8 protein-coding genes are annotated in these 13,638 nt (G+C 50.4%); 1 reads left to right on the top strand and 7 read right to left on the bottom strand.

Features of this window, described 5'->3' with window-relative positions:
* Positions 1–22: 22 nt before the first annotated feature.
* The 3 genes from FIU95_RS03870 to FIU95_RS03860 all read right to left on the bottom strand — a co-directional run bounded on the left by FIU95_RS03870 (position 23) and on the right by FIU95_RS03860 (position 7,666).
* On the bottom strand, positions 23–2,911 hold the full coding sequence (locus tag FIU95_RS03870) for a TonB-dependent siderophore receptor (RefSeq protein WP_253868836.1): 2,889 nt from the start codon (positions 2,909–2,911) through the stop codon (positions 23–25).
* A 525-nt stretch (positions 2,912–3,436) separates the two neighbouring features.
* Entirely contained in the window at positions 3,437–6,280 is a 2,844-nt protein-coding gene (locus FIU95_RS03865) for a TonB-dependent siderophore receptor (RefSeq protein WP_152451661.1), read from the bottom strand.
* Between the two features lie 252 nt (positions 6,281–6,532).
* On the bottom strand, positions 6,533–7,666 hold the full coding sequence (locus tag FIU95_RS03860; RefSeq protein WP_152451660.1) for a tetratricopeptide repeat protein: 1,134 nt from the start codon (positions 7,664–7,666) through the stop codon (positions 6,533–6,535).
* 238 nt (positions 7,667–7,904) lie between these two features.
* On the opposite strand from FIU95_RS03860, the gene FIU95_RS03855 reads away from it, so the two are divergent.
* Positions 7,905–9,686 carry a peptide MFS transporter gene (locus FIU95_RS03855; protein ID WP_152451659.1) on the top strand — a complete coding sequence of 594 codons (1,782 nt, stop codon included), beginning with the start codon at positions 7,905–7,907 and terminating at the stop codon, positions 9,684–9,686.
* A gap of 136 nt (positions 9,687–9,822) precedes the next feature.
* Here FIU95_RS03855 and FIU95_RS03850 read toward each other — a convergent pair whose 3' ends face one another.
* The 4 genes from FIU95_RS03850 to bamC all read right to left on the bottom strand — a co-directional run bounded on the left by FIU95_RS03850 (position 9,823) and on the right by bamC (position 13,620).
* On the bottom strand, positions 9,823–10,653 hold the full coding sequence (locus tag FIU95_RS03850; RefSeq protein ID WP_152451657.1) for a sulfite exporter TauE/SafE family protein: 831 nt from the start codon (positions 10,651–10,653) through the stop codon (positions 9,823–9,825).
* A gap of 66 nt (positions 10,654–10,719) precedes the next feature.
* Positions 10,720–11,544 (bottom strand): sulfite exporter TauE/SafE family protein, encoded by an 825-nt coding sequence (locus FIU95_RS03845; RefSeq protein ID WP_152451655.1) that lies wholly within the window; start codon positions 11,542–11,544, stop codon positions 10,720–10,722.
* A 103-nt stretch (positions 11,545–11,647) separates the two neighbouring features.
* Positions 11,648–12,421, bottom strand: coding sequence for an MBL fold metallo-hydrolase (locus tag FIU95_RS03840; protein ID WP_152451653.1), 774 nt, complete (start codon positions 12,419–12,421; stop codon positions 11,648–11,650).
* Between the two features lie 2 nt (positions 12,422–12,423).
* Positions 12,424–13,620 (bottom strand): outer membrane protein assembly factor BamC, encoded by a 1,197-nt coding sequence (gene bamC, locus FIU95_RS03835; protein ID WP_152451651.1) that lies wholly within the window; start codon positions 13,618–13,620, stop codon positions 12,424–12,426.
* Between the last annotated feature and the right edge of the window lie 18 nt (positions 13,621–13,638).

The raw sequence follows: 13,638 nt of genomic DNA, 5'->3' as shown, positions 1-13,638 counted from the left end.
TCAGTTATCTAAATAAAGATATTTAGAAGTCTACGGTCAAGCCTAAGAAAGCATAACGACCCAGGGCGTCATAGATTCCAGGGAATGTATTTCCGTTGCCAAAAATACTGGAACCAGCATCAGCAGTTAGTGGCGGCTCTTTATCAAAGACATTATTGATACCACTACGGATAGTTACGTTATCAGAAGCTACCCAGGCGGCAGAGAGGTCGAAGTAATTAATTGAATCAAAGTCTGCATTATTCTCACCTAAATCTGTGACACCACCAATATGACGCCAGCTTCCATTGATATCTACATTCCAAGGAGTGGACCAAGTAGCTCTCAGCGTGCTAACGAAATCAGGTGTTGGTGTACCACATGAGCCATTCCAGTAGCCCGCACACTCTTCGGTAGGCTGACCGTCGAACTCCTGCTGATCCCACTTAGTCAAGTAGGTTGCGATGAAGTTCATGTCCACGGCGCCATAGCTACCAACATCGAAGCCATAATTAGCATTGATGTCGAAACCTTCAGTTTCAAAGTAGCCAATATTTACATCAACAGCGGTAATCGACGCAGTACCAATCCACAGGTTTCCATTGCCCCCACGGTTGATCGCTCCACAGAACATTTCGTCACCACTCTCGAGACACTTATCAAGGATGGTCTCTGGCTTAATGTAATCAATAGCCTCATCAACAGTAATGTTGAAGTAGTCAATGCTAAGAGTTAGACCTTCAACAAAAGTCGGAGAGTACACAAAACCAAGTGAGAAGGTCTCAGACTCTTCTGGAGATAGCTCAGAATTACCACCACCAATATAATTGTACTGGCCAGCGGGAGAGTCGATCGCATTACCAAAAGTTGCAGCAGTAATACCGCTATTCATACACTGCTCTAGGGTAGCAGTTGGGCCAACTACGGTACCATCTGACTTTGTGCGTGAACCACATGGATCGTAGTCCATATCGAATAACTGAATAGACTGTGCGCGAAATAATTCTTGGATGTTGGCATGACGAACAGCTGACTGGAAACTAGCACGGAGTTTGAGGTCATCAATTGGCTGCCAATCAGCAGCAACTTTGTAGGTATTAGTTTGCTCGTCAGTTGAATAATCAGAATAGCGATAGGCCAATTCCAAGCCTAAGTATTCGGCACCCGGCATGCCACTAACGAGAGGAACATTCATTTCACCAAAAATTTCTTTGACGCTCAGTGAACCATCTACAGGTAAGGTCGGGCCACCTTGACCAGCACCTTCACCATTCTGATAGCCCATATCCGGTGAATAGTTTAGGGTTTCGCGACGGCTTTCAAGCCCCATAACAACCGCAATACCATTCTCCGCTGTTGGCAGTTTCCAACCATAATCGGTCAAATCGCCGGTTACATAGCCTGAAAGAATCTCCTGGTCAGTTGTGCCACGCGCGTAAAGAGGAAGTACCAAGTAGTCGATGGCCTCTTGGGTTACGCCATCCTCAGCAAAAACGTTCCAGGGCACACAGTTGGGATCTGACCCATCAATAACGGACTGACATACTGGTTGGCCGTAGGTTTCAGCAACTGGTTCGCCATCCTCGTTAACTCGATCATCAGTGCGAACATCCAGCGCTCGGCGAATATTAGTTACAGACATATCATTGTAATAAGTCTGCTCCAAGCTTACCTCTGAGAATTGGTAATATACGTCGTAGTTCCAGTTATCATTAATATCGCCACGTAAACCGAATACCCCACGGAAGGAAGTGTGGCGCATATCGTCCTGGCGAGGGCCACCTTCTACATTTCGACGACCAATGTAGAGAGCACCTGGCGTTTTAGTCTGTACGCCAGTCTTATCATCTGTATTTACAACAGTTAAATCGCGTACGTAATTATCTTCTGTAAGGCCATAAACACCGCAGAAGGCTTCAAATTGCTCATCTGAGAGTAGCGGGTTACCGCAGTAAAGGTCGCTCGTAACAAAGAAAGCACCGGAAGGGGCAATTTGCGCAACGGTCCGATCATCGGTATACATCAGCTGTGCATAAGCTTCTGCATGATCATTAATTTCATAATGGCCGAAAGCACCCATTGTCCAACGTTCATCCGGCCGCTGGAAATAATTTAATGGGCCATAGTTATATAGCTGGCTAAATTCCGTAAGTCCGCCATTACCATCGAGACTGTAATCAAAGCCTTCAGTTGTATCGCCCTTATTTGATCCAAAGTCAGTAAAACGCCCCCAGGGTACAGTGGAGGAACCGCCACACTCGAAGTTATCGGCATTGCCCTTGAGGCTACAACCACTATAATCGCGATCGGATTGAAGAACGGCGTCAATCTTACGATAGTTCGCATACGCCGTAACGTTACCGCGCCCATTGTCCAGGTTTGCACCCATGATCAATGAAAAATCGTTAGTTTCACCATCGGTAACATTGCCATCTGCTACATCGAAGCCATTTGACTCCACCAGACGCTGCATTCCGCTATTGTCATTGTTATGCTGATAAACACTAGTCTGTGTTTCGAAGCGAACACCTTCAAAATCATCTTTCATGATGAAGTTGACAACACCTGCGATTGCATCTGATCCATAGGTCGCAGACGAGCCACCGGTCAGAACTTCAACGCGCTCAACCAAAGCCCCTGGAATTTGGTTAAGGTCTGCACCTGAGCCATCCTCAAGAGGAGAGCCTGCCGGCATTCTGCGGCCATCGATCAAAACCAGAGTACGTTCAGCGCCAAGGCCACGCAGAGACACGGTTGCAGTACCCGTCGCCCCATTCGCCTGCCCTGCCGTTTGTGTGGCGGCAACTTGTGGCAAATCGTTAATTAGGTCCTCAACACGAACGATGCCAGTTGCTTTGAGATCTTCGGCGCTCACCGTAGTAACAGGGCTGACACTTACATCATTGGCACGCTCAATCCGCGACCCGGTCACTGTAACCTCTTCAACCATTTCCGCATCTTGCTGAGCAAAAGCAGGCATGGCAGGAACCATGATCGCAGCTGCAGTGAAACCTATAGCTCCTTTCACAGCCACTGATAGAAGGCTCTTTTTCATTGTCAATCCTCTCTAGAGATCGTTGGATTTATTGTCTGTTGTCTTTATTGACTATGTAGAAAGTTACTACCCCCAAGTAGTCACTTTATTCCCAACAAACTCTAAAACGTTTTAACCCTAAAAAACCTCAATAATATCGGCTATACCTCAAAATAAAAAAAGACACATATGGCAAAAAAGACACTAATAAATATAAAGAGAGCAGTCAATTAATAACAAGCAATTGGAAGGGGGAGCTAGAAGCCCCATTAAACAACCGATAATTATGAATGCCTTCAATCTTTAGAGGGTAAAGAGGCGGCTTGAAACCAAGAGGTTTAAAGAAGGAGGGAAAATAAAATTAAACAAACTAAAAAGCGGGCCTTGCGGCCCGCTTTTATTAGGTGAGTCTATCAAGGATTATTAGAAATCCATGCGTACACCCACGAATGCACTACGACCAATATCGTTATAAACATCAGACGCAGTATCGTGGCCAGTAATATTGCTTGGAACACCAGACAGAATTACAGGAGCCTCTTCATCCAGGATATTGTTAATACCCAGGTTTGCACTGATGCTATCTGTAAACTGATAGGAAGCGTAGAGATCATGAGTTACGAAGCTACCAACATCAAACTTGAAGAACTCATCGCTATTACTAGGTACAGCATCGCCGATGAAGTTAGTCTCCCACTGAACCATTAAGCGATCCAGGGAGTAATTGGCAGTTGCAATCCATTTATTCTCAGAGTAGCCAACTTCACCTACAAGCTCTTCCTCAACACCAAACTTAGTCTCAGTAAACTCAAGAACATGAGCATAATTCAGAGACAAGTCTAATTGGCCTGCCCCGAGTTCCATACCCCATTGAACCTGAACATCAACACCTTCGGTTTCAAGGGTACCTTCGTTGAGGAACTTTGAGTTTACACCAACAAGCTCACCCAACTGATTAGCCGCACCTTCAGAGTCACGATCGATATTTCCGCAGAACTCGTTAGGACCTGTAGTTGATTGGTAGCAGAAATCCAAGGAAGACTGTCTTGCAACAGTGTCAATCAGATTTTCGATCTCAATATCAAACCAGTCAACGGAAACACTCAGGCTACCGATTCCCAGATCACGATCAAAAACCACACCAAGGGTATAACTGTCTGAAGTCTCAGCTTCAAGGTCTTCAGAGCCAACACCAACGAAACCACCGGTTCCCTGAATCTCAGGCTGGCTTAGCTCGAAAACACCTACTTCGGCAACGCGAGCAGCAATCTCGGGAACGGCAAGGCAGTTTTCAGCAACAGTACCCGTAGCATCAGCTGTTACGCCATCACAGGGGTCTTTAATGGTGCGGAAAGTTTCACCACCAGCACCAAACAGCTCATTTACATTAGGTGCCCGCATCGCTCGGGCATATTGACCACGAACACGCAGGTCGTCATTAATAATCCAGGAAACACGAGCGGTATAAGCATCGGTGCTACCTACAGTATCGTAATCAGAAAAGCGATACGCCGCGCCTACACTCAACTCTTGGATCCCAGGCAGACCCGAGAGGATCGGGGCTTCCATTTCCACGTACAGCTCAGTTGCATCAAAGCCGCCTTCTGTAGCCGGCGCCCTATTACCACCATTCTGCCCTGAACGAGTGAGGGCATCAGGCAAATCTGCTGCATACTCATCTCTATACTCAAGACCTGCAGCCAGGCTCAAAGGACCAGAAGGGAGCTCCAGCAACTCACCACTAATATTAATACCACCGATGGTTTGCTTGGTGCTCTGGTCGCGCATAGATACAGCGCTTACATATTCAGCAGCCTCTGGAGAGATAGAGCCATAACCAAACACATTGATCGGCACACAACCTTCTTTTCTTGCAGATTCGTCCGCACAAACGATCAGGTTGTTCTCTACATCCAGCTCCGCATTTAAGGCATTGCGGAAGTTGGAAACGTTAATCTGCCCAGTGCTGCGCTGGCTATCTTGCATCTGGCCCTGACCAAAGTAGGCATCCCAGTTCCAGTCATTAATCTCACCACGCAGGCCGATTAAGCCACGGAAAGTCTGACGCTCAGCATAGGATCCACGCTGATCCAACTCGGTAGTACGTCGAACGAAGGAAACATACTCATCCTCTGCTGCAACCGCAAGATTACGCAGCTCTGCAGGCATATAAGGATTGTCAATATGTATGCCGTCGATATTTAGAGCGTCCTGAGCATCAAACGGATACGGTTCTATTTCGGTCTGGGTTTCAGTGCGCGCAAAGGAGGTCTCAACAAACAACTCCAGAGAGTCACTAAGATCATAGGACAGATTAGAGCTGATCAGATAGCGCTCAGTAGGTACTGAGTAGCGGCGGAACTGCTGACGGTTGAATCCGTACTTATCACCATCCCAATCGACCACTTCGCCGTTGTCTACAGTCCAGTTCACCTTATCATTTGAGGGCAGGAAGAAACGCCCATTTTCAGAGTAGGAAGAGTAGTAGGGCTCTTGTTCTTTATCACAATCGGCAGTTTCGCCGGTGAAATAACAAAGCGCGAGATCATCCACCTTAGTATTCTTACGGTCTCGAGCCAAGATACCTTTTTGATCGGTGTAAGTCAGAGAGACTACGGCGTTACCTTTGCCGTCCGCAAAATTACTGCCCGCAGTAAGATTGAAGCGGTCTGTTTTATCATCACCAAACTCTACGGTTTCGCCATGAGAGGAAGTGATGCTAACGCCCTCAAAATCATCTTTGAGGATAACGTTGATCACACCCGCTAAGGCATCGGAACCATAGATTGCTGAAGCACCACCAGTGATAACCTCTACGCGCTCAATCAACTCAGTGGGAATGGTATTCCAGTCGACAGCAGAGGTACCGGCCACACCAGAAACATAGCGACGACCATTGACCAGAACAAGAGTACGATCTTCGCCGAGGTTACGCAGGTTAACAGTGTTAACACCGCCGTTAGCAGTTGCAAAATTTGAACTGTTGCCAGTAATACCTGATACACCAGCCGCAGGCAGGCTACGCAACACATCGGCGCTGTTTACCATGCCAGAGAATTCGATATTCTCAGAGTTTACGGTTGTAATCGGCGTAGAAGCTTCCAGATTGGATCGGGTAATGCGCGAACCCGTTACCACCACTTCTTCAACTAGGGTTGCGTCGTTTGCATCCGCGGCTTGCTGGGCAAAAGCTTGGCCGGTTGCCCCAAGGACTACAGATACTCCAAGTGCTGTCTTGATTGCAGACGAAAGGATATTCCTTTTCATTGTTTTGTCTCTCTCTAAGGTAGGGCTATCTGCCTACTAGATAGGTTTGAGTTTACTCATGAAGCAACCACCCCCATGGCTACTTCAGCTCCCAACACTAGACAGAACGAGCCAGCTCTCCATTCCCTCAATAAAAAATCACCCAAAACAAAAAAAAAATGCTTACCATGATAAAAGTCTTATATTGACTATCGCGACTAAGCATACTTTCCGTATAGCAAGGTTGTTGGTCACCGATTAGGCTGGCAACGGTTACCCTCCCTCAAATAACAGCTTCAACTTCCTCTCATAAGCATTAGCAGTAGAAGAGTTCCTCACCAGCGAGAAGGCCTCTTCAAAGCTCTCCCTTGATGCCGACATTTCCCCAAGCTGATATCTGGTCAACCCGAGTAAGAAGTGGAAGCGATGATCGCCTTCGTGGCGCATTACAGCCTTGCGCAAGCGGCGTTCGGCCCGCTTGAAGTCTCCCTGCTCATAGGCATCTCGCGCTTGGTAGAAGAGAAAATAGGGATTGCGTTCCCGGTGGTAGCGGGCACGCTTGGCGTATTCATCGGCAAGTGCTTGCAGGCCGTTGTGTCGGTAAAGCCGCTCCAGATTACTGATTGCAACGAGGTTGCTGCTTTTTAAATGCAGGGCTTGCTGGTAACTCTGCTGCGCCTCGGTTAAAAAACCGAAGTGGCTGTACATAGCCCCCAAATTGGCCCATAAATCGCTTCTCTGCGGACGTAGCTCCAGAGCCTTGCGCAAATATAAAAAGGCCTGCTCTCTCTCTCCTTCACGCATTAACTCAACCCCGCGATTACTGTAGTAGAGAGCAAAGGCCGTTGTGTCATCCAGGATATGCTGATCGTAGGCGGGGTCATAGGCTGCAAGATTGAAATCGACTACGCGGCGACCGCGAGAGCTTTCCGATACCATATTCACATGGCGGTAAACGATAAAGGTCTCGGGCTCATCGTGACTCCAAACGGGAGGTACTTCCACCTGATTAAAGGAAGCCTCAGCCCCCAATTCCCTGGCCATCGCTACCATCATCAGAGTGAAAGCCAGGCAGTTGCCGCGCGCCTGGCGATAGGTTTCCATAGCCGTTAGGGTGCTACTCTCATCGTACTCGACGGTAAAGTCTCGTTGCTCAAAGGCCCGAATCAATGCCGCTAAGCGGCTTTGCGGACTGGCCTTGGGAGCCAATTCCTGCAGGTAGGCCCGCAAATCGGAATCTAATCCCAGGAGGTCTTCTTGGGGCAATTCCTCCAGAGTAACGGATCTGCCGAGTAAAACCTCACCGCTCAGGGCGTCTTCAAGGCTAATTGGCCGATGTTCATCGGGTGGCAAGCTGGCGCAAGCACTCAACAACAGGAACAGACTTAGCAACAATGGGGCTTTCATTGTTATTTTCCCCTTGAAATTCTTGTTTATACAGGATTTACCACTTATCAGCCCCCAATGGAAGCACCTGATTACCATTTCTCTAAATTGTTCCACAACGGTTCGCCTGGAATTTAGACAGCTGGTAAACTCTGCCCGTTGTACTGGAAGCTCTTGGAGCAGTCTGTTCGATCTCGTCCTTTTCGAGTGAGCGGCTGGCGGAGGTTCCCCAATAACTATTACAGACAGAGGAACTTCTATGTCTTCTAATGTCGCGGACGTCACCACGGCGGCCTCTCCGAGCTCGGGCGAATTGCTCGGCCACCCGAAAGGGCTCTATATCTGTTTTGCTACAGAGCTGTGGGAGCGATTCTCCTTCTATGGGATGAAGTACTTGCTCCTGCTCTACCTCACCAAGTATCACCTTTTTACCGATAGTGCGGGTTACGACGTACTCGGCGCCTATGCCGGCCTGGTATACGCCCTGCCTCTGATCGGTGGCCTACTGGCCGACCGCTACCTGGGTATGCGCAAGGCGGTACTATTTGGTGGTGTCCTGCTATGTCTCGGCCACTTGTTAATGGCTGTGGAAGGCCATCAGGCTATCTCCTATGCAGCAGGCACAGTTCTTTCCGAAGCCATTACTTTGAATGATGGCAGCGTGATTGCGGCAGGCACTACCCTCACTGAAAACGTCATTATTCAGGATGTGGTAGCCCTCAAAGTCTTCTTTATGGCCCTGGCACTGATTACTGTGGGGGTTGGCTTCCTAAAGCCCAATATTTCCACCATTGTCGGTCAGCTCTACCCTAAAAATGATTCCCGTCGCGACGCAGGTTTTACCATCTTCTATATGGGCATCAATGTGGGCTCCTTCCTCGCCACTTTGCTGTGCGGTTGGCTGGGTGAAACCTACGGCTGGGGTTACGGTTTTGGCCTCGCCGGTATCGGTATGGTCTTCGGCCTGATCACCTTTCTTTGGGGACAGAAATATCTGGATGGCCTGGCAGAACCCAGCCGTCCTGAAGTGCTTAAAGAAAAAGCCTTCGGCCCCATCAACAAGGAGTGGGCAGTCTATCTGGGCGGCATTCTCTCCCTAGGCTTAGTATGGTTCCTAGTACAAAGTGAGCCGATGGTTCACCTCGCTCAGAACAGCCTCCTGATCGTCGCCATCGTCGGCCTGATCCTATTCTCCATGCTGTACAAAGATAGTAAGGGCACAGATTTTATCGCTATCGGTATGGCCGCTCTGACTGCCGGCCTCGGTCTGATCTGGGCCTTCAGTGGGGAAGATCTATGGCTGGGTGGCATGTTGCTCGCGCTGGTAGCCTTCATTGGTTACGGCTTTGTTCGCCACTATAGTGAGGAATTCTCCCGCACCGTAGTACTCATGGTCCTCATTACCTCTACCATCGTTTTCTGGGCGTTGTTCGAGCAGTCCGCAGGTTCTATGACCCTGTATGCAGACCGTGTACTGGACCGCTCTATTGGTGACGGTGAAGTGCGCGCTTCCATGTTTGGCTCGCTCAACGCAGGCTTTATCATGCTGCTGGCCATTCCTTTCGCCTCCCTGTGGGTTTGGTTGGGCAAGCGCGGCTGGGAACCGAGCACGCCGGTAAAATTCGGGCTGGGTATTATCCAAGCTGGCCTGGGCTTCGGCGCTCTGGTACTGGGTGCCGCTTACCCCACAGAGGCTGGAAAAGTAGCGATGATCTGGCTGGTACTCGCCTACCTACTGCACACCTCTGGTGAGCTTTGCCTTTCTCCTGTTGGCCTCTCCGCGGTTACCAAGCTGTCCATCGGCAAGGTGGTGAGTGTGAGCATGGGTACCTGGTTCCTGGCGACAGCACTGTCTGAAACTGTAGCTACCCGTATCGGTAAGATGGCCGCTGTCCCTCAGGAAGGTGGCACCGATCTCGCTTCTACCCTGACAACTTATACCAACCTGTATGAGTACCTGATGTGGTGGGGCCTTGGTGTCGGTGTACTGATGATTGTTATCTCACCGCTGCTGAAAAAAGGTATGTGCGGTATCCGCTAAGGGAAACCATCATCACAACAAAAAGCCACTGCTTTTACAGTGGCTTTTTTATTTCTGATATCCCCCCCCTCAAACACCAATCAATGAAGAAGCCCTCTTCGTCACCCATCGAGCACTAATAAGTTCGGAAGTAGCTCTAGCTCAGCCCCACTAACAGATTGAAGTTTTGCCAAATAAAACGAATCCCGATAATGCAGAGCAATATGGCAAAGCACAGCTTCAGTCGTTTAGCGGAAATTCTGTGAGCCAGGTTCGCTCCAAACTTGGCAAAGAGTACACTGGTAAGAACAATCCCAAGGAAGGCCGGCCAGTAGATATAGCCACTACTCCAATGCGGCAATAACTTATTGCCCCACCCCTGCACAACAAAACTCAGCGAACCTGAAAGAGCAATAGGCAGACCAAAAGCCGCGGAGGTACCCACCGCACGCTGCATTTTGACACCGAAGTGCGATAGATAAGGAACTACCAGTGCCCCTCCGCCAATACCAAAAATGGCTGCGAGCCATCCGATGAATCCCGCTGAACTGATCAAGGGCAACGAACCAGGTAAGTGATCATCAGTCTCCTGTTGAGAGGTGGGGCGCAAGCTGCTCAAGCCCATTCGTGCAGCCATAACTATGGCGAAGACACCGATCAACAGCTGTAACCAGGCACCCGGCAACAGATCCGCAGTCACGCCCCCCAGCCAAGACCCCAAAAGTATTCCTGGAGTCATCACCCAAAATAGATGCCAATCCACGGCGCCCTTTTTGTTATGAGCCCAAACCGAACTTATTGAAGTGATGATAATGGTTGCCAGAGAGGTGCCCACAGCCATATGGGTCAGTACTTCGGGAGATATACCTATCGCGGAAAAAATCAGCACCAGCGCCGGGACGATGATCAGCCCCCCGCCAATCCCCAGGAGACCCGCTGCCGTACCCGCTATAGCACCGAGTAATAGGTAAACAAACAACATTTCCATGTTGCTTCAGTTTAGCTATCCCTATGAGGCCAAGCCGGAAAGCGGACAAAACATACAGGCCAAACTTTACAGGGCCAATAAGCCACTATTCAGCCAAATAAAACGTCCACCAATGACACAAAGCAACACCGCAAATCCATGCTTCAACCACTTTGCCGGGAGGCGGTGGGCAAGGTTGGCACCGAGTCGGGCGAAAATCGTGCTGGTCACCACAATACCTAAAAAGGCAGGCCAGTAGATAAAGCCACTGCTCCATTGCGGCAGCAGAGTATTATTCCAACCCTGCACCGCAAAACTCAGAGCCCCCGCTATAGCAATGGGTAAGCCGCAAGCTGCAGATGTGGCCACTGCCCGCTGCATTCGCACTTTGCAACGGGAAAGAAATGGCACTGTGAGGGAGCCACCACCTATACCGAAGATTGCCGAAACCCAACCAATCCCCGCACCAGATATAGTCATTATGGGTGCAGCAGGTAGATTGCCTTCCCCCTCTTCCACCCCGTTGTGCCGTAAGCCACTCAGCCACATGCGAATGGCCATAATGATTGCGAAGACGCCAATTAACAGTTGCAGCCAGGCACCGGGTAGCCACTCCGCTGTCACCCCTCCAAGCCAGGAGCCGAGAAGGATTCCAGGAGTCATCACCCAAAATAAGCGCCAATCCACCGCGCCCTTCTTATTGTGCGCGCGCACGGAGCTGATAGAGGTGATAATGATCGTTGCAAGAGATGTTCCCACCGCCATGTGAGTGAGGATATCCGGGGAGATCCCCATTGCGGTAAAAACCAATACCAGGGCCGGTACGATGATTAAACCACCACCGACTCCAAACAGGCCGGCGATCGTGCCAGCCGCAGCCCCCACCACTAAATATACGAGTAAGGTTTCCATACTGCCCCTGTCCTTACAAAGTCATCAGCGCTTATGGTGGCGCTGTTGAGCAAAAAATTATCGCTATTATCGAGAGGTAATTAAGTTAATACGCTAGGGCCCATTAGCCTCGAGCTTCAACGGTAAGCCAGTCAAAGCCATCCTGTTGACAGGCAAAAATGCAGTTCTCGACACTCTCCACCATCTCTGCCAATGCCGAGCGAGCGAGCTCTAGGGTATTATTTTTTTCACTAATGTGGGCAACCACCAGATGTTGTAGCTGTTCATAGCCCACACGCTGAAGAAATCCTGCAGCCTGCTGGTTACTCAGGTGTCCGTAGGCACCGCCCACACGTCGCTTCAGAGAGGGGGGATATGGCCCCTGGGCCAGCATCTGCGGATCGTGGTTGGCTTCCAGGACCAGTGCATCGCAACCGGCAAAATGGGATTCAACATGGGGAGTTACGGTGCCGAGATCCGTCAATAGGCCCAGACTGCTGCCGCGACTGCGAAATACATACTGTGCGGCCTCTCTGGCATCGTGAGGCACAGCTACCGGTGTTATCTGAATATCTGCGAGCACAAATGGCTGATGCCCTTCGATCAGATGCACTTGCGGCAACTTGCCGATATCACGGGCGCGAAGAGTTCCGGGGGTCAGATACACCGGCAGGCCATACCTGCGCGCAAGCGGTGCGACACCGGAAAGGTGATCGCTGTGCTCGTGGGTTACCAGTATTGCCGCGAGATCAGCGGGAGACATACCGAGCCGCGACATGCGTCGCTCGGTTTCTTTGATGGTAAAGCCGCAGTCCACCAACAGACATTGGTCGCCACTGGCGACCAATGTACCGTTTCCTTTACTGCCGCTTCCCAGTGAGGCGAAGCGCAGGCCCATTATTAAATCAGATTCTGCTGAATAGAGAGCAGCAGCTGGGAGGCCTTATTGCGTGAGAGCGGCTGGCCGCGGGTATCGCGGACGCGCACCTCAATCTCATCATCGTCGCCACCCCGGATCACGATCAGGTAGCCGGGATAGCCATCCTCGGGAGTTGAACCAACACCGAGTCCTTTGATTTCCTTGAATAGCGCAGGCTCACTACTCTTGGAGGTATCAATACCGGCTAGGATCTGCTGCAGAGTTACCTGGTCGGCACTTTCGGCCAATTCATCTTCCTGTTTGGACTTCTTGCCCCAGGAGAACCAGCCGCCATCGTCCTCTTCACTCTCTGCCAACTCGCGCTCTTCATCGTAGGTGACATAGAAGAGACCGATATCGGAATCCTCTCTATGCAGACGGTAAGCACCGGCATTTACGGCGTGGGCAACAGTGGCCCAGGCGCGATCCATCTCAAGCCCCATGGAAATATAGGGTTCGTGGCCAGCTGGCTCACGCAACTGTACTTTCACAGAGCTGCCACCGATGGCCTGGGCCACCAGGGAGGCGGAGGCACCGGATTCTTCTGTGGCCAGGGCGGTGGACATCTCGTCGATCATCCAACCCTCGCGCTCCGGGCTGCTAGAGAGTTGCGGCCAGTTGACCGTACCACCGACTGGAGCATCCACCGCTACGGATAAATGACGCACGTGGATCTCAGTGGTGTCCGGCTGAACACCGGTCTCGATTTGCAGGCGGTATTTGTCCTTGGTATCTGGGCTTTCATTGAAAGTCATCCAAGCGGTTTCCATAATACCGGCGCTGGCATCAGACATTTCCACGGTCAACCCGGAAGTGCGCAGGAAATAGTGCAACTGGGGCCAAACCTCTTCCGGGGGTTGGGTGACCAGCACCCAGCGATTGCTGCCCAGCTTCTGAATCTTTACCCGCTCCAAGCCTGCATTGACTGACAGAGCCTGGGGACGCGGTACTTCAAAGTCCCCTTCTTCCAAACCGTTACTGGCGATCTGTGGAATTTCGTAGAGTTCTTCCTGGTGCTTGGCGTTGATACCCTCAGGGATCTGCAATGGCGCCAGACTGTCCGCCTGTTGGTAATCGTTACTGCGATCGCGGAAATAGCCATCGTTGCCGAACACACCACAACCCGCCAGGCTGAGACTGGAAATACAGAGCGCGACTCCAACGGTCAATTTGTTCATTAAAGCTTTCCTGGTTAA

Origin of the sequence: Microbulbifer sp. THAF38, assembly GCF_009363535.1 — a bacterium.
Lineage (GTDB): Bacteria > Pseudomonadota > Gammaproteobacteria > Pseudomonadales > Cellvibrionaceae > Microbulbifer.
This window is presented reverse-complemented; position numbering and strand designations above follow the sequence as displayed.

What these genes read in the sequence shown, in the direction of transcription:
- FIU95_RS03865 (WP_152451661.1), bottom strand. Translation starts at nt 6,280, where the DNA reads ATGAAAAGGAATATCCTTTCGTCTGCAATCAAGACAGCACTTGGAGTA.
- FIU95_RS03860 (WP_152451660.1), bottom strand. Translation starts at nt 7,666, where the DNA reads ATGAAAGCCCCATTGTTGCTAAGTCTGTTCCTGTTGTTGAGTGCTTGC.
- FIU95_RS03855 (WP_152451659.1), top strand. Translation starts at nt 7,905, where the DNA reads ATGTCTTCTAATGTCGCGGACGTCACCACGGCGGCCTCTCCGAGCTCG.
- FIU95_RS03850 (WP_152451657.1), bottom strand. Translation starts at nt 10,653, where the DNA reads ATGGAAATGTTGTTTGTTTACCTATTACTCGGTGCTATAGCGGGTACG.
- FIU95_RS03845 (WP_152451655.1), bottom strand. Translation starts at nt 11,544, where the DNA reads ATGGAAACCTTACTCGTATATTTAGTGGTGGGGGCTGCGGCTGGCACG.
- FIU95_RS03840 (WP_152451653.1), bottom strand. Translation starts at nt 12,421, where the DNA reads ATGGGCCTGCGCTTCGCCTCACTGGGAAGCGGCAGTAAAGGAAACGGT.
- bamC (WP_152451651.1), bottom strand. Translation starts at nt 13,620, where the DNA reads ATGAACAAATTGACCGTTGGAGTCGCGCTCTGTATTTCCAGTCTCAGC.